Here is a 20,865-nt window from a genome sequence, read left to right on the forward strand (position 1 = left end):
CGCGATAGCGGCAGCCCGTTCCCACGAGGCCCCGAGGTCAACCTGTCCGGGGGGCGCGCTCACGCAGATATTCGAGCACAGCCGCCTGCTCTCCCGCGAACTCGATCCGCCCTCCCTTCTTTTCCCGCTGGAACACGTACATCGGGTCGTAATACTCGCGCAGCAACCCTTCGATCCAGCCACGATGCAAATCCACGGCGCCGCTATCGGCCTGCTCGGCCAAGGCGGCTTCCATGATTGCCATCAGGCGCCGATGGCGGTCGCCTCCCAGGCGCTTGTGGATATTGTCCAGACTCGCCAGCAACCGCTCGGAGAACAGCGAGAACCCCTCCTCGCCATGTACAGCGATAAACTCGGCGCTCAGGTTGATGACGTAATCCCGCAGAATCCGCTCGACCCGCCGCTCCAGGCTGTCTTCAAGCCAGACCATCGGGACCTGTTGCATGCGCTGGTACAGCGGCAATGGCAAGGCACAACTGCCGACCATGCGGCTTTCATCTTCCACCACGAATTGCCCGATACCGGCGGCGCGCTTTTTCAGCACATCCACGGCCAGGCGGTTCTCGAAATCGATGTTGGAAGGTTGTCCCGTGGCACGCTTGCCGAAGCTCGAACCCCGGTGGTTGGCGTAACCTTCAAGGTCCAGGCCGTTGCCCAGCTGGTTCAGGACTTCGGTCTTGCCGGTACCGGTCATGCCACCCAGCAAGACGAAATCGCACTGGGCGACCGCCTGCTCCACGGTATCGAGCAGGAACGTGCGCATCGCCTTGTAGCCGCCGCCCACCCTGGGGTATTCGATGCCGGCTTCGTCCTTGAGCCACTGCTGGACGATCTGCGAGCGCAGCCCGCCTCGAAAGCAATACAGAACACCGTCAGGATGGGCCCGGGCGAAGTCGGCCCAGGCCTGGATGCGTTGCGCCTTGGTGTCGCCGGACACCAACTGATGCCCCAGGACGATGGCCGCTTGCTGGCCTTGCTGCTTGTAGCACGTGCCGACCCGCTGCCGCTCGATGTCGGTCATCAGCGGCAGATTGACCACGCCGGGAAACGCACCCTTGAGAAATTCGACGGGCGCGCGGGTGTCCATCATCGGCCGATCGTTGAGGAAAATATCGCGGTAATCGGTAATGTCATTGCTCATCAAGACACCTCGACCGCGCTGGTCTGTCGCTCGACCAATTCGCCAATCGGCTCCAGCGCGAGGCCCAATTCAGCGGCCACTTCAAGAAACTCGCCTTCGCCCTGCGCCGTCACGGCGATCAACAGGCCGCCGCTGGTCTGCGGGTCGCATAGCACGCGCTTGTGCAGTTCCTGGACGCGACCGACCTTACTGGCGTAGCTGTCATAGTTGCGCAGTGTTCCGCCCGGCACGCAGCCCAGGTCGAGGTAATACTCGACGCCCGGCAGGCGCGGCACCGCGTCGTAGCGGATGCGTGCGGTCAACTGGCTGCCGTCTGCCATTTCCACCAGATGCCCGAGCAGACCGAAACCGGTGACGTCGGTCATGGCCGTCACGCCATCGAGCTTGCCGAAGCGGCTGCCGGGTTTGTTGAGGGTGCACATCCAGTCGCGGGCCAGGCCAACGTCGGCGGCGCGCAATTTGCCTTTCTTTTCCGCCGTGGTGAGGATGCCAATGCCCAGGGGCTTGGTCAGGTACAGGCGGCAACCGGCAGTGGCGGTGTCGTTGCGCTTCATGTGGCGCTTTTGCACCAGGCCGGTGACGGCCAGGCCGAAAATCGGCTCCGGCGCATCGATCGAATGCCCGCCAGCCAATGGGATACCCGCCTCGTCGCACACCGAACGACCGCCGCGAATCACTTCCCGTGCGATTTCCGGGGCCAGCACATTGACGGGCCAACCGAGAATCGCAATGGCCATCAACGGATCACCGCCCATGGCGTAGATGTCGCTGATGGCATTGGTGGCGGCGATGCGGCCGAAATCGAAGGGATCATCGACAATCGGCATGAAGAAGTCAGTGGTCGATACCACCCCGCGCTCCTCGTCGATGGCATACACCGCGGCATCGTCCCGGGAGGCGTTGCCAACCCACAGTTTGGGATCAAGGTTCTGCGCACCGCTGCCGGCCAGGATCACTTCCAGCACCTGCGGCGATATCTTGCAGCCGCAACCGGCGCCGTGGCTGTACTGGGTCAGGCGAATGGGCTCGCTCATGGGCATACCTCTCATCAGTCAAGGTGAGCGATTCTAGCAGCAACGTCGACGCTTCAGTGCTGATGCCGCCATGGCCAGGAGAAACTGGTACGGGATGTGCAAACGTTTGCGAGCCCCATCAGGGCCTTCTGATCGGGTTGTTTTCTTTCATCCAGGATCACGGGCTTCGGCCCGCACGAACAAGGACTTTCCATGCATTTCATTTCCCGGCGTTGCGCCGTGCCCGGTGTATTCGCAGCCTCCCTGCTCCTGAGCGCCGTTACCGGACTACCCAGCCCATCCGCCCAAGCAGCACCGAACGACTCTGCCCAGGGCGAAGCCTTGAGTCCCGAAGCCACCCCGCCAGAAAAAGGCGCCTACTTGTCAGACTGGTACAACCAGAACCTGACCATCATCGGCAGCAAGGACATCAGCTTCGGCCCGCAACCGGTCGACGATGTGTACCTGGAGTATGAGTATTTCGGTCGCAAGGGGCCGTTCGAACTGTACGGCTACGTCGACATTCCGAAGATTTTCGACATCGGCAACAGCCACGACAAAGGGGCATGGGACCACGGCTCGCCGCTGTTCATGGAACACGAACCGCGCATCTCCATCGACTCCCTGGTGGGTCGCAGCCTGGCCATCGGGCCATTCAAGGAATGGTATGTGGCGTTCGACTGGATCTATGACCACGGCAGCAACAGCGCCAATCGTGGCAACACTTTATACAGCGGACTGGGCACCGACATCGACACTCATTCCCGGGTCAACCTGTCGGCCAACTTCTACGGCCGGTATCAATGGGAAAACTACGGCGCCAGCAATGAATATTCCTGGGACGGCTACCGCGCTCAACTCAAGTACATCGTGCCGATCAGCCGGTTCAGCAATGGTGCGTCCCTGACCTACATCGGCTTCACCAACTTCGATTTCGGCTCCGACCTGCACAAGGACAATCCGGCACGCACCGCCAACGCCACGGTCGCCACCAACGTTTTGCTGTATTCCTTCACTCACCTGCGCTTCACCCTGGTGGGCCGCTACTTCCACAACGGCGGTAACTGGGAAGATGGCAGTGAACTGAACTTCGGCGACGGAAATTTCCGCGCCCGCTCCGATGGCTGGGGCTACTATGCCGGGGTAGGTTATCAATTCTGATCAGGGGCATTGGCGATGGAATTTTCGTTCATCACGAGAATCACTTGAACATCCACCCGATGCTCAACAGGAGACTGCCGATGTCCCTTTCCTCCGCCACTGCCGACAACACCCAGCTGGATTACGGCCTCGACACGCTGTTCGGCCGGGAAACCAAAAGCATCGACTGCCGGTTCGATGTCAAACGCCTCGATGACGGTGAGCCGCCGTGGTTCGCGCTGCATATCCGCCCCCCACTGCCGGATGATCTGGAGAAAGCCCAGATCGTGGTGTTCACTGCCGAGGGGCGGCGGATCAGCGGGATCGTCCGGCGCACCGAGCGCCTGGCCGATGACAGCCTGCAGCTGGATGTCGAGCCTGACTGACGCGTTGGGAAGCTTGCGCAGCGCTGGAGTCCGGCGGGATGCCCGTGGGATGATCGGCCTCCCCATACGCCCTCCAAGCCGAGAGTTTCAATGTCATTGCTGATAAAACACACCGCTGCCCTGTTGCTGACAGCCATCGCCAGTCTGGCTGTCGTACCAGCCCATTCGGCCCCGGCCAAAACCTCCGGTGATCTACCGGCCCAGAAGGTATCAATGCTGGACGGCAAATTTGTCTTTACCTTGCCCAAGGGTTTCACTGCGACGGCACTGCCTGCCGGCGATGCCGCCCAGGGCACGGCAGGGGCGACGGGGACCCTGTATAGCAATGCGACCAGCAGGACCGTGGTGATCACGGCTGAAAACACCATCGTCAATGGTGCGAAGGTCAAGGATGACGATGCTGCGTTTCTCGACACCACCATGGCCGGCTTCGCCGCCCAGCGAAGCAAAGCCCTACCGGACGCCAGGATCCTCAGCGAAAAAAGCCTGACCCTCAAAGGCAGTGGACTGGGCCTGCGTCAACTCGACACCAGCGCCACCCAGGGCGGCGGGCCGACCCTCGACACCACGTTGCTGGGAGCCTCCGGCACACGTGTCGCCGTGGTACAGATCATCTCCCGGGCCAGTGACAAGAACGGACATGAAGCGCTGGTGAAACAGATCGCCAGCGGCAAGTGATGGCCTGGGCGCGGGCACCGCGTTGCTTTATTCGCGAGCAAGCCCGCTCCCACAGGTTTCGTGGTGGGCATGAATCGTGTGAACGCCCGGAACCAAGCTGTGGGAGCGGGCTTGCTCGCGAAGGCGGTGAATTTGCCTGCATCGATGTTGGATGTGCCGACGCTTCAACCGAAACCGCTAGGGGTTGAGCCGCTCCAGCCAGGCCCGCAGGTCCTGCACTTCCAAGGCACTGATGGTATGCCCGACGCCCGGATAGGCATGGAATTCCGGCTCCAGGGCCAGGGTCTTCAGCAACGTGTCGGCCTCGGTGCCGTCGTGGTAGGGAATGATCGGGTCGGCCGTGCCGTGGCCGATGAACACCGCCAGCGACCGCCGCGATTCGTCGGGGGTCAGTTCGGCTTGCAGCACCGACAGGACCCGCCCGCCCATCGCGGCGACTCCACCGACCGCTTCGGGGTGTCGCAGGGCGACTTCGTAACTCATCATCGCACCCTGGCTGAAGCCCACCAGATAGACCCGGCTGGCGTCCGTCGAGTATTTGGCCCGGGCCTTCTCGATGAAATCCAGCAGCATCTGGCCACTGGCCTTCAAGTCCGAGGTATCACCGTCATAGGCGCCCTCGCCCTTCTTCGCAAACCACTGGTAATGGCCCGGTTCCATGCTCTTCGGCGCCCGCACCGAGAGGTAGTTGTAATGCCTGGGCAACTCGTCCTTGAGTTCGAACAGGTCCTGTTCGTTGCTGCCGGAACCATGCAGGAATATCACCAGCGGCCGGTCCCTGGCCTGCTCGTCGGCCTGGGCCAGATAACTGAGCGGCAAGTCCGTGTGCAGCGAGGGCTGGGCTTGCAACCCGGACGAGACCAGCAACAGGAACAGGGCGAACGCTTTGAACATTGATCTTCCTCCATCATTCGAGAGCCCCATGGCGAGGGCCGTACGGTGAGGTAGACAGCACTTTTCAGTCGTTGGTCAATTTCCCGGTGCGTATCGGTTCACGTCCCGCCACTTTCGCCTGCCAGATGCCCGGCTCGGTATAACGCCCACGGTCCAGGGCGAACAGCACGCCGCTGGTGCCGGCCCGTACCGTCGTGACCCGGTCATTCAACGGGTCGACCACTTCGAACAAGGGATCGCCCTGCTCCACCCATTCGCCCGCTTCGCGCAGGAAGCTCACCACGCCATGGTGCGGTGCGAACAAGTACTCGGTGCCCTCGAACGGAAAACCTTCACAGCATTGGGCGGGCACGGACGGCCAGTCACCGCCGATGAAACCCTGCTCGGCAAGAAACCCGAGGATAGCCTCGCAGTTGGCCTGGGCCTGGTCCACCCGCGTGTCGCCCATACTCCCCAATTCCAGGGTGGTCGCCAGGTTGGCCGGTGGGATCGCCGCTTCGGGAAAAGCCCTGGCCAGACGCAACCAGGGGGTGGAGCAGGATTCGTCGAACGAACTGCCACCGGAATCCTCGCACAGCAATGCCACGCCAGCTTTCAACCGCGCGGCCAGGGAGCGCCACTGCGGCCACTGTTGCGGCAAGGCGTACAGGTGAATCGCTGCCTCGAAATCGCAGTGCAGGTCGAGGGTGATATCGGCATCGCAGGCATGGCGCAGCAGGAGGCGATGCAAGGCTTCGAGCTGCGAAGGGGGTGCGGGCAACTCGTCCAGCACCTGAAGCATGGTCTGGCGGATCAAGGTGATATTGGCCGCCGGATCGTCTCCCAGCCGCTGGCCGACACGTTGCGCCACCGGGGCGCTGAGTTCTACGAAGGAGCGGTTGAAGTTCTTGCCGCTGCCCAACTCGAAACGCCCCATGTGGGCGCTTTGCAGATGCTGATCCAGGCCGATGGGATTGGCCACCGGCACCAGCTCGATCACCCCCTTGAGCATGCCTTGGGCCTCGAGAGCGTTGAGCCGCTGCTTCAGCTCCCACGCCGTGCGCATGCCCGGCAACTCATCGGCGTGCAGGCTGGCCTGGATGTAGACCTTGCGTGGGCCATGGCCATAACGAAACACACTGAGCCGACGTTCGGTGCCGAGGTGGCTCCATGGCAGGGTATGGTCGATGCGTTGCATGAAATCTCCAGATACGAAGGCGCCCGGGGCACAGGGTAAAACAATCCCCCATGAAAAAGGTGGCCGACCGGGTCAACGGAGGGCCACCTTGGTTTCAACGATCAGTGCCCGTAGATGTCGAAGGCGAAGTACTTGTCCTGCACCTTCTTGTACGTGCCGTTGGCGCGGATTTCGGTAATGGCGGCGTTGAATTTCTCGGCCAGGGCCTGATTACCCTTGCCCACGGCAATGCCGGCACCACCACCGAAGTACTTCGGATCGTCATAGGCCGGGCCCACGAACGCGAAGCCTTTGCCGGCATCGGTTTTCAGGAAGCCATCGTCGAGGTTGACCGAATCGGCCAGCATGGCGTCGAGACGGCCGGCGACCATGTCCAGGTTGGCTTCCTGCTGGGAACTGTAGCGCACCAGGTTGATGCCCGCCGGTACCAGCACTTCGGTAGCGAAACGATCATGGGTGCTGGCTCGCAGCACACCGACCTTCTTGCCCTTGAGTTCGGTCAGCGGGTCCTTGATCCCGGAACCTTCCTTCATCACGAAGCGTGCCGGGGTGTGGTAGTACTTGATGGTGAAATCGACGCTCTTCTTGCGGTCGTCAGTGATGGTCATCGACGACAGGATCGCGTCGATCTTCTTCACTTTCAGCGCCGGGATCAGGCCATCGAACTCCTGCTCGACCCAGACACACTTGACCTTCATCTGTTCACATAACGCATCACCGATATCGACATCGAAGCCGGCCAGTTTGCCGTCAGCGGTTTTCATCGAGAACGGTGGGTAACCGGCTTCGATCCCGAGGCGGATCGGCTTGGCGTCAGCGGCCACGGCCGACAAGGACAACACGGACAGTGCCAGGGCACCGAACATTGCTAGCTTCTTCATTTTTGCTCCTGAGTGCGCAGGTTTTTTATTGGCAGATCGTAGGCAGCGTTCGGTTGGCAAAAACCGAAGTGGCCGGGAGTCTAGAGGGGCACTCCGAGGGCGAATTGTGTTGAGGCGACAAATAGTTATAAAAATAATCAGGCGTGCCTGATGTCCATGAAGTTTGCGAATAACCTGACAGGTAGCAGTGCCTCTGGCGAGGGAGCTTGCTCCCTTGCCACAGTGAGTATCGGCTGCTGCAAAAACTCAACAGTCGCAGCTGGCTGCCGTGTCCGCCACACGCTCCACCAGACCGGTCAGGCGAAAGCCTTCATCGAGCCAGCCCATGACGCCGCCGATCATTTCCTTGACCGGATAGCCCAGGGTTGCCAGACGGACCGCTGCCTTGTTCGCACCGTTGCAGTGTGGCCCGGCACAATAAACCACGAACAGTGTGGTTTTCGGATATGCGGCCAGCGACTGGGCAGTGAGCGAGCGCGTCGGAATATTGATCGCGCCTGGTACATGACCGCGTTCATAAGCCAGGGGCCCGCGGACATCCACCAGAACAAAGTCAACGTCGCCGGCCTGTTGGCTGGCATGAACGTCGGAACAATCTGTTTCGAACGTCAGACGACGGCTGAAATGCTGTAGAGCAACGTCGGACGGAGCAGCAGGCACTTCGCTAACCGGACTGGGCATGGTGGGTACTCCAAGGGGGATGAGGGCGTAAGGAGACTTTATCCGGCCTATGCTAACCGCTAAAGTGACGCACAAGACACTCAGTGGGAATTTTCCGCCAAATGCAGCCTTCCCCCGGCCTGGTCGCGGTCCTTGCCTATGACGGCTTATGCACGTTCGAATTCGGCGTCGCCGTCGAAATTTTCGGGCTGGCCCGACCCGAATTCGACTTCCCTTGGTACGAACACCGGATCGTCGCCGTCGATGACGGCCCGTTGCGCGCCATGGGCGGCTTCCAGGTACTGGCCGATGGCGGCATGGAGCTGCTGGATACGGCACGGACCATCGTGATCCCCGGCTGGCGCAGCCGCAACGAGCCACCATCAGAAGCCTTGCTCAAAGCACTGCGCAAAGCCCATGCCCGTGGCGCACGCCTGCTGTCGATCTGCTCCGGGGCATTCGTGTTGGCGGCTGCCGGGTTACTGGACGGACTGGGGGCCACGACCCACTGGCGCTACACCGATGAACTGGCCGAAAGCTTTCCGGCCATCCTGGTCGATCCGGATGTGCTGTACGTGGACTCAGGCCAAGTCATCACCTCGGCCGGCAGCGCCGCCGGCATCGATGCCTGCTTGCACCTCGTGACGCGGGATTTCGGTGCCCAGGTCGCCAACGCCGTGGCGCGCCGATTGGTGATGCCGACGCAGCGCACCGGCGGCCAGGCGCAGTTCATCCCATCACCGGTCAGCCGCACCCCACGCGGTGATCTGTCCGGGGTCATGCAATGGGCCCGTGAACACCTGCACGAGCCCCTCGGCGTGCGCGAGCTCGCCAGCCAGGCGGCCATGAGCGAACGGACATTCCTGCGCCGCTTTACCCAGGCCTGCGGCCTGTCGCCCAAGGCCTGGCTGCAGCATGAACGCCTGGCGCGCGCCCGGGAGCTGCTGGAAAGCACCAGGGACAACACCGACAACATCGCCCAGCTGTGCGGCTATCGCTCGGTGGAAAGCTTTCGCGTGGCGTTCCGCAGCGTGGTGGGGTTGGCGCCGTCGGTGTATAGGGAGCGGTTTGGGCGCGGGTGAATGTACAGAGTTGTCTCAGGACACGCCCCCTGTGGCAAAAGCGCTCCCTCGCCACAGGCTTGATTCGCAACCCTCAATGCTTACGCAGCAAATAAGTATCCATGATCCACCCGTTCGCCTGCCGCGCCGCCTTGCGGGTGCGCTCGATGTCATCGGCCACATCCCCCAACCGCCCGGCGATGAGCAGCTCGTCCGGTGTCCCGACGTAAGCGCCCCAATAGATATGCGTATCGAGATCGCTCACCTGGCGGTATGCATCCTCGGCGTCGAGCATCACCACCACGCTTGCCGCGTCCCCCACCTGCCCCGCCGCCAACCGTCGTCCCGTAGTGATCTCCAACGCGCCGCCAATGGTGTTCAACGGTACTTTGTGCTGCGCCGCCAGGGCCTGGACGCTGGTGATGCCTGGGATCACTTCGAACTCGAAGTCGCAGCGCCCCGTCTCGAGAAGGGTCTGCAGGATGCGAACCGTGCTGTCGTACAACGACGGATCGCCCCACACCAGAAAACCGCCGCACTCCCCGTCGGACAACTCTTCATCAATCAACCTTTCAAACGTCGCCTGCTTCGCGCGATTCAGATCTTCGACACTGCTGGCGTAGTCCGGGTCGCCGCGTTGACGCTCAGGACTACAGGCTTCGACAAAACGATAAGGGCGGTCGACGATATAGCGCGCGCAGATGCCGCGCCGCAGATCCAGCAGTGTGTGCTTGGCGGGCCCCTTGTCCATGAGAAAGAACACATCCACCCGATTCAGGGCCTTTACCGCTTGCATCGTCAAGTAATCCGGATCGCCGGCGCCGATACCTATAACTGAAAGCTTCTTCATGTCCATGACTCCTGGGCGCGCAAGCGCCATACCCCGTTGAAACGCAACTCCAGGGAAGACAACGGTTCGATGTCGATCCGGCTGAAGCTGCTCGCCGGGCATTGCAAGACGTTCATCAGGGCCGCCCGGATCACGAACGGGTGAGTGATGGCCAACAGGTGTCCCGGTTCACTTTCCAGGCTTGCCAGCCATTCCCCGACACGACGACACAGGCGGTCGATGGACTCGCCGCCATGGGGAATCGCATGGGAATCATCGAACCAGGCTTGCAGGTGTTCCGGTTCGGCCTGGAGCAGCGCCTCGATGGACAATCCACGCCACCGCCCCATATCACAATCGGCCAGGGCCTGGACCACCCGGACTTCGTCACCGAACAATGCGGCGGTCTGGCGCGTGCGCAACTCAGGCCCACAGAGGATGTGCCGAACGTTTCGATACCTGTGGCCAGCCTCCGGGCGCCTGGCCAGCCAGTCAGCGTCGAGTGATTCATCCAGCGCGAAACGCGCCTGCTTCTGGGCGACGGTTCGGGCATGGCTGATCAAAGTCAGACGGGTGGCTTGCACGCGGGACGCTCACACTAGCGGAGGGCGGATACTGGAGTCTTTGGTGTACGGCACCTTATCTGAAATCAAATATCCGAGACAAAAAGTCGTTATATCTGACACAGAAAAAAGCATTGGCTGACATACCCACTTCATTCTTCCCAACTCCCCGCCCTACAGGACTTTCGCACCAATTTCGAGCATTTTAAACGAAACGTAAAAACCACTGGACATGTAGCACTGGCTACATAAATACTGTTTTCAGCAGTTATGAAAGAAATTCAACACCCATCCAGCAAGGAGCACGGATGCCGCCTCTCAGGGACCTTATTACCGATCCCGGCCTGATCTTGACGCCGTCGGAACGCAAGGTCGTACGTGCTCTGCTCGATCATTATCCGCGCAACGGCCTCGGCCCGATGTCGCGCCTGGCCGAACACGCCGGCGTGAGCGACCCAACCATCGTGCGCCTGGTAAAGAAACTCGGATTCGGCGGCTATGCCGAGTTCCAGGATGCGCTGCTGGTCGACATGGACCACCGCCTGCGCTCCCCCCGCACGATGTTGCAACCTCGGATCAAATTGCAGCAAGGCGACACCTGGAGCCAGTACCTGGTGGCCAGCCAGCGCAGCCTGCTGGAAGCCCAGGTTCTGACCCAGCCCGAAGACGTGCGCATTCTCGTACAGTGGTTGCTCGAGACCCGGCACCAGGTACATTGTTTCGGCGGACGCTTCAGCAGCTTCCTCGCCCACTACCTGCTCAATCATCTGCGCCTGCTGCGGGCCGGCTGTTTTGCTCTCGAAGATAACGCCCAACTGCCGGACCGCCTGTTCGATGTGCAACGTCAGGATGTGGTGCTGATCTTCGATTATCGTCGCTACCAGGCCCAGGCCCTTCGAGTCGCCAGTGCGGCCAAGCAACGCCATGCCCGGGTCGTGTTGTTCAGCGACATTTATGCTTCGCCATTGCGCGAACTGGCCGACCTGATCATCAGCGCGCCGGTGGAATCAGTTTCGGCCTTCGATAGCCTGGTACCGGCGCTGGCCCAGGTCGAAGCCCTGATCGCCTGCCTGACATTGCAATGTCCTGGCCTGGCCGAACGCCTGGAGGGTATCGACGGCTTGCGCACTGAATTCGACACGCACCTGTTGGAGGAAAAATAAGGATGTTCTCGCTCCCTCACCGCTCCCCCCGGGATCTGCCGTTCACCCGCGACCACACCGCATTGTTGCTGGTCGACATGCAGCGGGCCTGGCTGGAGCCGCAGTTCGATGCTCATCTGGACACTCCCGAGGCCGACTATTTCATCCGCCGCGCCCGCCAGCGTGTGATTCCCAACCAGCAAAGCCTGCTCGACGGGGTGCGTGCAGCCCGACAAAACGTCTTGCACACCCACATCGAAAGCCTCACCGCCGATGGCCGCGACCGTTCCCTGGACCATAAGCTGTCGGACATGCACTTGCCCAAGGGTAGCCCGCAGGCGCAGATCATCGCCGAACTGGCGCCGCTGGAAAACGAGATCGTGTTGCCCAAGACCTCTTCGGGGGTCTTCAATTCCACCAATATTGACTACGTGTTGCGCAACCTGCAGGTCCGGCACCTGATCGTCGCCGGCATCGTCACCGACCAGTGTGTCGACATGGCCGTGCGCGACGCTGCCGACCGCGGTTATCTGGTCACGCTGGTGGAGGATGCCTGTGCCACTTACACCGAACAGCGCCACCTGGCCTGCTTGAATGCCATCAAGGGTTATTGCTGGATCACCGACACCGATACCGTGCTCGGGCGCTTGCAGGAGATGCAGCCATGAGCCGCCTCGAAGCCGTAACGCTCACTCCGCTGCCCGTCACCACGCTGGTGAGCACCGACCTGATCGGCGTGACCCGCGGACGCTCGTTTCCCAGCGATGAACTTCCCCACTACGTCACTGCCGGCTGTGGCTGGGTGCCGGCCAACAGCGCGCTGACACCCCAGGACATCATTGCTTCGGCCAATCCCTGGGGCGCATATGGCGACCTGCGACTGGTACCGGACCTGTCCAGCCGGGTCACCATCGGCAACGGTCCCGACCCCGAGGCCCCGGCGCTGGATTTCATCCACTGTGACGTGCGCGAGACCGACGGCCGGCCCTGGGGCGCCTGCCCGCGCACGCTGCTGCATGACGAAGTGGAACGCTATCGCAGCGAACTGGGCTTGCAGGTCTTCGCCGCATTCGAGCATGAGTTCAATCTCAAATCCCCCCGGCCCCAACCCGATCGCCTGGCCTTCAGCCTCCAGGCCCAGCGCCAGCAGGCCGGATTCGCCGGGTGGCTGCTCAGCGCTCTGCGGGCCGGGGGTGTCGAACCGGAAATGTTCCTGCCCGAATACGGCAAGCAACAGTATGAAATCACTTGCCGCCCGACCCTGGGCGTCGCCGCCGCCGACCGCGCGGTGAACGTACGCGAAATCACCCGCGAAATCGCCCGGCAAATGGGTCTGGAGGCGAGCTTCGCGGCCAAGACCTCGGCCGAGGCCGTGTGCAACGGCGTGCACCTGCACCTGAGCCTGCAAGACCTGGACGGCGATCCAGTGCTCTACGACAGCGCGAGCGACAACGGCCTGTCCAGCCTCGGCCGGCATTGGGCCGCCGGTGTCCTGCAGCATCTGCCGGCGCTGTGCGCGCTGACGGCGCCGACGCCGGTTTCCTACGAACGCCTGCAACCCCATCACTGGAGCGCATCCTACGCTTGCCTGGGACAGCGCAACCGCGAAGCGGCGCTGCGCATCTGCCCGATCGTGAGCCTGGGTGGCAAGCCGCTGGCGAACCAGTACAACCTGGAGTTCCGGGCCATGGATGCCACCGCCTCACCGCACCTGGCGATGGCGGCCTTGCTGATCGCCGGACGACTGGGCATCGAACAACGGTTGGCGCTCAATGCCGTCACCGATGAAATACCTGACGATTTGAATGAGGAAGAACGCCGGACTCGTGGCATTATCGCCCTGCCGACCACCCTGGCCCAGGCACTGGATTGCCTGCGTCACAGCGGGGCTCTGTTGGAGGCGCTGCCCGGTCCACTGGTCGAAACCTACTTCGCCTTGAAGGCTCAGGAACTGGCCTTGACCCAGGCGCTGTCACCTGCCGAGCGATGTGAGCACTATGCGCGAATCTATTGAGTGCGCCGAGTCGGGGCTTTACACCGAACCGCCCTACCGGCTGATCCGGGAGAACGCCGAGCACCCATTGATATTGGTGTGCGAGCACGCCAGCCGCTTCATCCCTACCGCACTGAATGACCTGGGCCTGGACGAGACGGCGGCCCATGAACACATTGCCTGGGACATTGGCGCCCTCGCCCTGGCCGAACGCTTGTCCGAAACGCTCGGCGCGACCTTGCTGGCGGCCACCTATTCGCGCCTGCTGATCGACTTGAATCGCCCGCTCCACGTGCCGGACAGCATCCCGCCCCAGAGCGAGATCTACCAGGTCCCGGGCAACCAGTCCCTGGACGAAGCCACCCGGCAATACCGCCAGCAGTGTCTGTTCCACCCGTTCCATGACCGGTTGCGGTCGCTGATCGACCAGCGCCTGGCCGACAACCGATCGACGCGGGTGGTGGGCATCCACAGTTTCACCCCCGTGTTCTACGGCCAGCCACGCGCACTGGAAGCAGGCGTGCTGTTCGGCGAAGCCGTGGACTACGCCCAGCGCATCGTCGATGGGCTGGGCCGACATTCGCTGCGGGTGGCGGGCAACCAGCCCTACCGGATCAACCCGTTGAGCGACATGACGGTTCCGGTCCACGGCGATAGTCGCGGCCTGGACTCGGTGTTGATCGAGGTGCGCAACGACCTGCTGCGCAGCCCCGAGGCGGTGCGCACCTGGAGCGCCTACCTGGCGCCGTTGCTGTAACGGGCAGCAACAAACAATAGAAAAACAACATCAACGATTAGCTGAAAGGAGAACGGCTTGTGAGTATCGAGGCATTTGGCTACAAACAGGAATTGAAGCGCAGCCTGTCGCTGACGGACCTGGTGGTGTACGGGATGATTTTCATGATCCCCATCGCACCGTTTGGCGTGTATGGCTATGTGAACGCCGAAGCCCCGGGGATGGTGCCGCTGGCTTATATCATCGGCATGGTGGCGATGCTGTTCACCGCGCTGAGCTACGGCAGCATGGCCCAAGCCTTCCCGGTGGCCGGTTCCGTCTATTCCTACGCACAAAGGGGCCTCAACCCACACGTAGGGTTCATTGCCGGCTGGTTGATGTTGCTGGATTACCTGCTGATCCCGCCGCTGCTCTATGTCTACGCCGCCATGGCACTGAATCACCTGTATCCAGACATTCCCAAGGTCGGTTTCATCCTGGCGTTCCTGGTGAGCGCGACCTTCGTCAACCTGCGGGGTATCACCTTCACCGCGCGGATGAACATCATTTTCCTCCTGGCCCAACTGGTAGTGCTGGGGATTTTCCTGTTCTACGCCTGGAATGCCCTGCACGGTGGCGCAGGTAACGGCCAGATGACCCTGGCGCCGCTGTACAGCCCGGAGCACTTCAACTTTGCCCTGCTGATGCAAGCCGTGTCGATCGCCGTGTTGTCGTTCCTCGGGTTCGACGCCATCTCCACTCTGGCCGAAGAAATCAAGGGAGATCCGGGACGCAGCATCGGTAAGGCGGCGTTGATGACCTTGTTGGTCATGGGGGCGATTTTCGTGGTGCAGACCTGGATCGCCACGGACCTGGCGGCCGGCATGGGCTTCAAGTCCGCCGACACCGCTTTCTATGAAATCGCAGAACTGGCGGCGGGCAGCTGGCTGGCCACCCTGACCGCTGTCGCCACGGCGCTGGCGTGGGGCGTGGCGGTGGCGATCACCTCCCAGGCCGCGGTGTCGCGCCTGCTGTTCGGCATGGCTCGGGACGGCAAGCTGCCCAAGGTGCTGGCCAAGGTTCATCCGAAACACAACACGCCCTACATGAGCATCTATCTGGTGGCCGTGCTGTCACTGCTGATCTGCTACCTGTTCATCAATGCCGTGGACACCCTGACCTCCCTGGTCAACTTCGGCGCCTTGAGCGGCTTCATGCTGTTGCACATCACCGTAATCAATCACTACTGGCGCCGCCAGCGCTCCGGTCAGCTGATCCGTCACCTGATCTGCCCGCTGATCGGCTTCGGCATCGTCGCCGCCATCATGTACAACATGGGCGTGGATGCGCAGAAGCTGGGCCTGGTCTGGATTGCGGCGGGCCTGGTCTACCTGTGCGCGCTCAACAAGTTCGGCAGCCACACCGCCCTGCCCGACCCGGCGGGACAATGAAATCCGGAGCTGGTCGCAGGGGGCGGCCAGCCGCCACTGTAGTTGTAACCGTTACAAGGCGTGGACATCGACAGTGATCGTCAAGCCCGGTGAACCACCGGGCCCCTGGAACAGGAGTGCAATCCATGCTGGCCTTACGTCCAGTTCAGTTAAGCGACCTGCAACAACTGCAGCAGCTGGCCCGTGACAGCCTGGTGGGGGTCACCTCGCTTCCGGACGATACCGAGTGCCTGCGGGAAAAAATTCTCGACTCGTGCGCTTCGTTCGATGCCGACGTACAGAGCCCGGGCGGGGAGAATTACTTTTTCGTGTTGCAAGACCTGGTGTCCGGGCGCCTGGTGGGCTGTTCGGAGATTCTCGCCAGCACCGGTTGCAACGAACCGTTCTATAGCCTGCGCAACCGACCGTTTTCCAGCGCCTCCCGGGAACTGAACATCCGCCACGGCGTGCCGGCGCTGTCGCTGTGCCAGGACCTCAATGGCCAGACCCTGCTGCGTGGTTTCCACATCGACGCCGAACGGGTGCGTACACCCGAGTCGGAGCTGCTGTCCCGGGCCCGGCTGATGTTCATCGCCGCTCACCCGCAACGCTTCGCCGATTCGGTCATCACGGAAATCGTCGGTTTCAGCAGCGAAGACGGCCAATCACCGTTCTGGGATGCCATCGGCCAGCATTTTTTCGACTTGCCCTACGCCGAAGCCGAGCGCTTGTGCGGCCTGCAGAACCGTACTTTCCTTGCCGAGCTGATGCCCCAATACCCCATTTATGTCCCCATGCTGCCGCCTGCGGCCCAGGCCTGCATCGGCCAGGTACATCCTGACGGCCAGGAAGCCTTCGACATCCTGGCGCGCGAGGGCTTCGAAACCAACAGCTACGTGGACCTCTTCGATGGCGGACCGACGCTGCATGCCCGCATCGCGAACATCCGCTCCATCGCCGAAAGTCGTATGGCTTCGGCTCGACAGAGCCCGCAGATTGATGCCCGTGGTCGCTATCTGGTGAGCAACGACAGCCTTGGAAACTATCGGGCGATTGTGGCTGAGCTGGATGTCGGCCCCGAAGGAACGGTAACCCTGACACCCGGAATGCTCGCAGCGTTGAACATCACTGATGGGCAACAGATCCGGGTGGTTGCCTTATGAACGTCATGCAAAGTCGTTTCCCAGGCCGACACGACGAAGGAGCTGCATCATGATTGTCCGCCCGGTCGCCATCACCGACCTGCCCTCATTGCTGGACCTTGCCCGCTGCGCAGGCCCGGGATTCACCAGCCTGCCGGCCAATGAAGAACGCCTGGCCCATCGCATACGCTGGGCCCAGCGCACCTTTGCCGGACAGGTCGAACGGGCCGACGCCGATTACCTGTTCGTACTCGAGGACGATGACCGGCAAGTGGTCGGTATCAGCGCCCTGACCGGCGCGGTGGGCCTGCGTGAGCCGTGGTACAACTATCGGGTCGGGGTCACGGTCAGTTCTGCGCCGGAGCTGGGCATCCAGCGGCAGATCCCGACCCTGTTCCTCAATAACGAGATGACCGGGCAATCGGAAATCTGCTCGTTGTTCCTGCACCCCGCCCAGCGCCACGGTCATAACGGGCGGCTGTTATCCCTGGCACGTCTGTTGTTCGTTGCGGAGTTCTCCCAGTTGTTCGGGGAAAAACTGATCGCAGAGTTGCGCGGTCACGCCGATGAGCACGGTTGCTCGCCGTTCTGGGACAGCCTGGGACGACACTTTTTCCAGAAAGACTTCGCCTACGCCGATCAGTTATCCGGCATGGGCAACAAGTCATTCATTGCCGAGTTGATGCCGCGCCAGCCGCTGTACACCTGCCTGCTCACCCAGCAGGCCCAGGCCGTGATCGGCAGGGCCCACCCGAACACCGAACCGGCCCTGAGGATTCTCGGTGCCGAGGGTTTCAGTCATAAGGGCTACATCGATATTTTCGACGGCGGCCCGGTGATCGAAGCGCCGGTCTCGAATATCCGCAGCATCCGCGACAGCCAGTCACTGGTCCTGGCCGTCGGCTCACCGAACGAACAGGCACCCGTCTGGCTGATCCACAACCGGCGCCTGGAAAACTGCCGCGTCACCAGCGCCCGGGGCCATCACGACGGCCACAGCCTGATCGTCGACCGTCTCACTGCCAAACGCCTGCAAGTCCAGCCAGGTGACACAGTGCGCGCCGTGCCGCTGCTCAGTCAGGGACGGCAGGCCGTGGCGGCGTAGCGAGTACACGTGAGCCACCTGTTGCGTAGGGATAACTGGCCACCCACCGGCAGGACTCGCTACCCCGTCCCGGGCAACTCGACAGAAACAGCTTAGTTCACTGGCAATACTTGTCGACAATTCCTTAGTTGCCCCTCCCCCATACAAAATTCATACTTTCGCGCATCGACCCACTGCTGCGAAAACGTTCATGATCAAAAATCTAATTAGCGAAAATTTTTCGCCAGAACACATAGCGGAAGAAATAAAAACATTAGACATGACCGCGCAGGTCAACCAACTGGTCAGCCACTTGAATAGCCAACCGTCGTTTACCAAGGCACAGTCCCGGCGTGCGACCATCATGAACATTTCCAATCCACACACTGGAACCTTGCTATTGCATTGCACCAGCATCGGCAATATCAGCATCAGGACCCACACCCCAGACAGCGCACTTTCACCGTTCTATTCGGTCCCCGGGCAAAGTATTTTATTTGCCCTGGATCAACCGTTCGAGGTGCAACTCTATACGCGCCACGAGCAGCAACTCGAACAACTCGACAGGGTTATCGTTGACCAGGAAAACCCGCTCATCATCGACGGCAGTCGAACATTATTCGACTACGCTCCGACAGAGCTCGAAGCAGCGCGAATAACGGGTCGAATCAACTTGCTGGACAGAAGTGCCGACATCAGCGTGTTCGATCGCGTCTCGCTGCAGAAAATAGCCTGGTTGCCTCACGACGAAAGCGCCGCCCGGTTCCTGGTGAGCCTGGAATTGCTCGAAACACTCGGCGACCCCGGAGGCTCGAAGGTTGCCGAAGAGCTGATCTATCACTATCACCCGGCAGTGGCGTGGAAGGCTTTTCAGCTGCTCTATCAAGCCGACCCGCACAAGGCACTGAACTATGTCCCGCTGTTAAGAAAACTCAAGAACCCACGTCTGGATAACCTGCTTTCGCCATTGGAGAAAGCAGCATGAATCTGGAAACATTCATCGCCCGCTTACATACCCATGATTTGCAGCGGGACAAGAATTGCATCATGGACGACCTGCGTCAGTTGGCCTCAAACCGTTTTCTATTAAGCGAGCATCTTTATGCCTCGATTCAGGAGAATGGTTTCAATACCCGTAACAGCCTCTACAACGCCTATGCATTTGTACTGCACAGCAATGACCTGTTCACGCTGCGCCTGGGGTTCTGGTCGCCGGTCAACCTGCATGATGAACGCGAGACTTTTATCTATAACCTGAATCACAGTCACGACTTCGAAATGTATACCGTCGGCTACAGTGGCGATGGTTACACGACAATCATCCGCGAAATACTGGACGACCTGCCACTGCAAGCAGGCAAGATTCCCCGACTGGGGAAACCACGTACCATCAAATTGTCGCCTGGCAAAGTTTTATATATGCCGCCTCTGCGGGAAATCCACAAGCAGATCGCCCCCCAATCGATGTCCGCGTCATTGAGTCTGCTTATTCATCCTGAACATTCGAACCACGCTGACGAAGCCTGGTGTTTTGATGAACATTACATGCCGCTTTATCCCGGCATTGCTGCGCAAGAAACAGCACTGTTTACACAGATGATGTCATTGCTCCCCGCTGGGCAGTCGTTCGCTGCCCAATAACCAAAAGAAGGAAGAAACCGTGAATAATCCGATGAAAAACTGGGATGAAACCCCCTTGTTGCGTGCGGCGGCCAATGTGGTCGATACCGCCATGCAACTTACCAGCGAGATCCAATGCACCATCCCGGGGTTCCCGACGCGCTTCAACGTTGGAAACATCCATGAGATCAAGCAAATCTGGAGCGTGCCGACCCAGGACTGAACAGGTCCCGGATGATCGCTCCCTACCGGGCCGCAGACCTCCCAGGCCTGCGGCCTTTTTCGATGCGCGGCGAACATGGCCCATGCGCATTCGTCATCATCTTTACGCTTGCCACGTGATAGCCTTTGGTTCTTTCGGCGTTGACATTTTTGCTCAAGCCCTTCCATTCCATTGGTGGAACTCATATGTCCAGGCTTTCCCATCAAGATTTGCGCCGTAACTTCCGCCAACTCCTGGCTTCCCAGACCTGCTACCACACGGCATCGGTGTTTGATCCGATGTCGGCGCGCATTGCTGCCGATCTGGGTTTTGAAGTGGGAATTCTGGGAGGCTCGGTTGCGTCGTTGCAAGTATTGGGCGCACCGGACTTTGCGCTGATTACCCTCAGCGAGTTTGCCGAACAGGCCACCCGCATCGGCCGCGTAGCCCAACTGCCGGTGATCGCTGATGCCGACCATGGCTATGGCAACGCCCTGAACGTGATGCGCACCATCATCGAACTCGAACGCGCCGGCGTGGCAGCCCTGACCATCGAAGATACCCTGCTGCCGGCCCAGTTCGGCCGCAAATCCACCGACCTGATCGGCGTGGCCGAAGGCGTCGGCAAAATCCGTGCAGCGCTGGAAGCCCGGGTCGACCCGGAAATGGCGATCATCGCCCGCACCAATGCCGGGATCCTGCCGGTGCAGGAAATCATCAGCCGTACCCAGCAATACGAACGTGCCGGCGCGGACGGGATCTGCATGGTGGGCGTGCAGGACTTCGACCACCTGGAGAAGATCAGCGAAAACCTGACGGTGCCGTTGATGCTCGTCACTTATGGCAACCCGCTGCTGCGCGACGACAAACGCCTGGCCGAGCTAGGTGTGCGGGTCACCATCGATGGTCACGGCGCCTACTTCGCCGCGATCAAGGCTACTTACGACAGCCTGCGCGAGCAACGGCAGATCTTCACCCAGGCCTCGGACCTCAGCGCCACCGAACTGACCCACACCTACACCCAACCCGAGGAATATATCCGTTGGGCCGAGGAGTACATGAGCGTCAAGGAGTAACTGCGAAATGTGTGTTCACCGCATATCCCATTGTGGGC

Annotated in this window: 23 protein-coding genes; 15 read left to right on the forward strand and 8 right to left on the reverse strand. The window is 61.0% G+C overall.

Annotation, left to right across the window (positions count from 1 at the left end; translation table 11 throughout):
- Nucleotides 1-37: 37 nt before the first annotated feature.
- Both mnmH and selD read right to left on the reverse strand, forming a co-directional pair.
- Nucleotides 38-1,141: a tRNA 2-selenouridine(34) synthase MnmH gene (mnmH, locus tag FBX99_RS07660; protein ID WP_144923621.1), complete on the reverse strand. Its 1,104-nt coding sequence runs from the start codon at nt 1,139-1,141 to the stop codon at nt 38-40.
- Nucleotides 1,141-2,175, reverse strand: a complete 1,035-nt coding sequence (gene selD, locus FBX99_RS07665; protein WP_047703702.1) for a selenide, water dikinase SelD — start codon at nt 2,173-2,175, stop codon at nt 1,141-1,143. Before selD ends, mnmH begins: the two co-directional genes overlap by 1 nt.
- A 192-nt stretch (nt 2,176-2,367) precedes the next feature.
- Between selD and FBX99_RS07670 the strand changes: the two genes are divergently transcribed.
- The 3 genes from FBX99_RS07670 (at nt 2,368) to FBX99_RS07680 (ending at nt 4,358) form a co-directional block, all read left to right on the forward strand.
- Nucleotides 2,368-3,315, forward strand: coding sequence for a nucleoside-specific channel-forming protein Tsx (locus FBX99_RS07670; protein ID WP_144923624.1), 948 nt, complete (start codon nt 2,368-2,370; stop codon nt 3,313-3,315).
- A gap of 80 nt (nt 3,316-3,395) precedes the next feature.
- Entirely contained in the window at nt 3,396-3,680 is a 285-nt protein-coding gene (locus tag FBX99_RS07675; RefSeq protein ID WP_144923627.1) for a hypothetical protein, read from the forward strand.
- Nucleotides 3,681-3,770: 90 nt separating this feature from the next.
- Nucleotides 3,771-4,358 carry a hypothetical protein gene (locus FBX99_RS07680; protein WP_144923630.1) on the forward strand — a complete coding sequence of 196 codons (588 nt, stop codon included), beginning with the start codon at nt 3,771-3,773 and terminating at the stop codon, nt 4,356-4,358.
- 177 nt (nt 4,359-4,535) lie between these two features.
- On the opposite strand, the gene FBX99_RS07685 is transcribed toward FBX99_RS07680, so the two are convergent.
- The 4 genes from FBX99_RS07685 to FBX99_RS07700 all read right to left on the reverse strand — a co-directional run bounded on the left by FBX99_RS07685 (nt 4,536) and on the right by FBX99_RS07700 (nt 7,991).
- Nucleotides 4,536-5,252, reverse strand: a complete 717-nt coding sequence (locus FBX99_RS07685; protein ID WP_145131145.1) for an alpha/beta hydrolase — start codon at nt 5,250-5,252, stop codon at nt 4,536-4,538.
- A gap of 64 nt (nt 5,253-5,316) precedes the next feature.
- Nucleotides 5,317-6,429, reverse strand: a complete 1,113-nt coding sequence (locus FBX99_RS07690; protein WP_144923636.1) for a M14 family metallopeptidase — start codon at nt 6,427-6,429, stop codon at nt 5,317-5,319.
- Between the two features lie 101 nt (nt 6,430-6,530).
- Nucleotides 6,531-7,310: an ABC transporter substrate-binding protein gene (locus FBX99_RS07695; protein ID WP_047703706.1), complete on the reverse strand. Its 780-nt coding sequence runs from the start codon at nt 7,308-7,310 to the stop codon at nt 6,531-6,533.
- A 246-nt stretch (nt 7,311-7,556) separates the two neighbouring features.
- A complete protein-coding gene (locus tag FBX99_RS07700; protein ID WP_144923639.1) occupies nt 7,557-7,991 on the reverse strand; it encodes a rhodanese-like domain-containing protein in 435 nt (144 codons plus the stop codon).
- 101 nt (nt 7,992-8,092) lie between these two features.
- Between FBX99_RS07700 and ftrA the strand changes: the two genes are divergently transcribed.
- Nucleotides 8,093-9,052 (forward strand): transcriptional regulator FtrA, encoded by a 960-nt coding sequence (gene ftrA, locus FBX99_RS07705; RefSeq protein WP_145131147.1) that lies wholly within the window; start codon nt 8,093-8,095, stop codon nt 9,050-9,052.
- Nucleotides 9,053-9,125: 73 nt separating this feature from the next.
- Here ftrA and cobF read toward each other — a convergent pair whose 3' ends face one another.
- Together cobF and FBX99_RS07715 are read right to left on the reverse strand one after the other, a co-directional pair.
- A complete protein-coding gene (gene cobF / locus FBX99_RS07710; RefSeq protein WP_144923647.1) occupies nt 9,126-9,881 on the reverse strand; it encodes a precorrin-6A synthase (deacetylating) in 756 nt (251 codons plus the stop codon).
- Entirely contained in the window at nt 9,878-10,444 is a 567-nt protein-coding gene (locus FBX99_RS07715) for a histidine phosphatase family protein (protein ID WP_144923650.1), read from the reverse strand. Before FBX99_RS07715 ends, cobF begins: the two co-directional genes overlap by 4 nt.
- Before the next feature lie 287 nt (nt 10,445-10,731).
- Between FBX99_RS07715 and FBX99_RS07720 the strand changes: the two genes are divergently transcribed.
- The 11 genes from FBX99_RS07720 (at nt 10,732) to FBX99_RS07770 (ending at nt 20,827) form a co-directional block, all read left to right on the forward strand.
- Nucleotides 10,732-11,586: a MurR/RpiR family transcriptional regulator gene (locus tag FBX99_RS07720; RefSeq protein WP_145131149.1), complete on the forward strand. Its 855-nt coding sequence runs from the start codon at nt 10,732-10,734 to the stop codon at nt 11,584-11,586.
- 2 nt (nt 11,587-11,588) lie between these two features.
- Nucleotides 11,589-12,233: an isochorismatase family cysteine hydrolase gene (locus tag FBX99_RS07725; protein ID WP_144923656.1), complete on the forward strand. Its 645-nt coding sequence runs from the start codon at nt 11,589-11,591 to the stop codon at nt 12,231-12,233.
- Nucleotides 12,230-13,579, forward strand: a complete 1,350-nt coding sequence (locus FBX99_RS07730; protein WP_144923659.1) for a glutamine synthetase family protein — start codon at nt 12,230-12,232, stop codon at nt 13,577-13,579. Before FBX99_RS07725 ends, FBX99_RS07730 begins: the two co-directional genes overlap by 4 nt.
- A complete protein-coding gene (locus FBX99_RS07735) occupies nt 13,563-14,315 on the forward strand; it encodes an N-formylglutamate amidohydrolase (RefSeq protein WP_145131151.1) in 753 nt (250 codons plus the stop codon). The genes FBX99_RS07730 and FBX99_RS07735 overlap by 17 nt, the downstream gene beginning before the upstream one ends.
- Nucleotides 14,316-14,374: 59 nt before the next feature.
- The gene (locus FBX99_RS07740; protein ID WP_144923665.1) at nt 14,375-15,724 is read left to right on the forward strand and encodes an APC family permease; all 1,350 of its coding nucleotides are present in this window, start codon (nt 14,375-14,377) and stop codon (nt 15,722-15,724) included.
- A gap of 125 nt (nt 15,725-15,849) precedes the next feature.
- Nucleotides 15,850-16,866: an arginine N-succinyltransferase gene (locus FBX99_RS07745; RefSeq protein WP_144923668.1), complete on the forward strand. Its 1,017-nt coding sequence runs from the start codon at nt 15,850-15,852 to the stop codon at nt 16,864-16,866.
- Between the two features lie 49 nt (nt 16,867-16,915).
- Complete coding sequence (gene astA, locus FBX99_RS07750) at nt 16,916-17,950, forward strand: arginine N-succinyltransferase (protein WP_144923671.1); 1,035 nt, start codon at nt 16,916-16,918, stop codon at nt 17,948-17,950.
- A gap of 190 nt (nt 17,951-18,140) precedes the next feature.
- A complete protein-coding gene (locus FBX99_RS07755; RefSeq protein ID WP_178111859.1) occupies nt 18,141-18,914 on the forward strand; it encodes a hypothetical protein in 774 nt (257 codons plus the stop codon).
- A complete protein-coding gene (locus FBX99_RS07760) occupies nt 18,911-19,570 on the forward strand; it encodes a transposase (RefSeq protein ID WP_144923674.1) in 660 nt (219 codons plus the stop codon). The genes FBX99_RS07755 and FBX99_RS07760 overlap by 4 nt, the downstream gene beginning before the upstream one ends.
- A 19-nt stretch (nt 19,571-19,589) precedes the next feature.
- Nucleotides 19,590-19,772 carry a hypothetical protein gene (locus tag FBX99_RS07765; RefSeq protein WP_144923677.1) on the forward strand — a complete coding sequence of 61 codons (183 nt, stop codon included), beginning with the start codon at nt 19,590-19,592 and terminating at the stop codon, nt 19,770-19,772.
- Nucleotides 19,773-19,957: 185 nt separating this feature from the next.
- Nucleotides 19,958-20,827, forward strand: a complete 870-nt coding sequence (locus FBX99_RS07770; protein ID WP_144923680.1) for an oxaloacetate decarboxylase — start codon at nt 19,958-19,960, stop codon at nt 20,825-20,827.
- Nucleotides 20,828-20,865 lie beyond the last annotated feature (38 nt).

The sequence above is a fragment of the Pseudomonas sp. SJZ074 genome (genome assembly GCF_007828215.1).
Lineage (GTDB): Bacteria > Pseudomonadota > Gammaproteobacteria > Pseudomonadales > Pseudomonadaceae > Aquipseudomonas.

Coding starts and splice junctions, on each gene's coding strand:
- FBX99_RS07695 (WP_047703706.1), bottom strand. CDS start 7,310: ATGAAGAAGCTAGCAATGTTCGGTGCCCTGGCACTGTCCGTGTTGTCC.
- ftrA (WP_145131147.1), top strand. CDS start 8,093: ATGCAGCCTTCCCCCGGCCTGGTCGCGGTCCTTGCCTATGACGGCTTA.
- FBX99_RS07725 (WP_144923656.1), top strand. CDS start 11,589: ATGTTCTCGCTCCCTCACCGCTCCCCCCGGGATCTGCCGTTCACCCGC.
- FBX99_RS07730 (WP_144923659.1), top strand. CDS start 12,230: ATGAGCCGCCTCGAAGCCGTAACGCTCACTCCGCTGCCCGTCACCACG.
- FBX99_RS07745 (WP_144923668.1), top strand. CDS start 15,850: ATGCTGGCCTTACGTCCAGTTCAGTTAAGCGACCTGCAACAACTGCAG.
- FBX99_RS07755 (WP_178111859.1), top strand. CDS start 18,141: ATGATCAAAAATCTAATTAGCGAAAATTTTTCGCCAGAACACATAGCG.
- FBX99_RS07770 (WP_144923680.1), top strand. CDS start 19,958: ATGTCCAGGCTTTCCCATCAAGATTTGCGCCGTAACTTCCGCCAACTC.
- FBX99_RS07680 (WP_144923630.1), top strand. CDS start 3,771: ATGTCATTGCTGATAAAACACACCGCTGCCCTGTTGCTGACAGCCATC.
- FBX99_RS07685 (WP_145131145.1), bottom strand. CDS start 5,252: ATGTTCAAAGCGTTCGCCCTGTTCCTGTTGCTGGTCTCGTCCGGGTTG.
- FBX99_RS07735 (WP_145131151.1), top strand. CDS start 13,563: ATGCGCGAATCTATTGAGTGCGCCGAGTCGGGGCTTTACACCGAACCG.
- FBX99_RS07760 (WP_144923674.1), top strand. CDS start 18,911: ATGAATCTGGAAACATTCATCGCCCGCTTACATACCCATGATTTGCAG.
- FBX99_RS07700 (WP_144923639.1), bottom strand. CDS start 7,991: ATGCCCAGTCCGGTTAGCGAAGTGCCTGCTGCTCCGTCCGACGTTGCT.
- FBX99_RS07675 (WP_144923627.1), top strand. CDS start 3,396: ATGTCCCTTTCCTCCGCCACTGCCGACAACACCCAGCTGGATTACGGC.
- selD (WP_047703702.1), bottom strand. CDS start 2,175: ATGAGCGAGCCCATTCGCCTGACCCAGTACAGCCACGGCGCCGGTTGC.
- mnmH (WP_144923621.1), bottom strand. CDS start 1,141: ATGAGCAATGACATTACCGATTACCGCGATATTTTCCTCAACGATCGG.
- cobF (WP_144923647.1), bottom strand. CDS start 9,881: ATGAAGAAGCTTTCAGTTATAGGTATCGGCGCCGGCGATCCGGATTAC.
- FBX99_RS07720 (WP_145131149.1), top strand. CDS start 10,732: ATGCCGCCTCTCAGGGACCTTATTACCGATCCCGGCCTGATCTTGACG.
- FBX99_RS07690 (WP_144923636.1), bottom strand. CDS start 6,429: ATGCAACGCATCGACCATACCCTGCCATGGAGCCACCTCGGCACCGAA.
- astA (WP_144923671.1), top strand. CDS start 16,916: ATGATTGTCCGCCCGGTCGCCATCACCGACCTGCCCTCATTGCTGGAC.
- FBX99_RS07670 (WP_144923624.1), top strand. CDS start 2,368: ATGCATTTCATTTCCCGGCGTTGCGCCGTGCCCGGTGTATTCGCAGCC.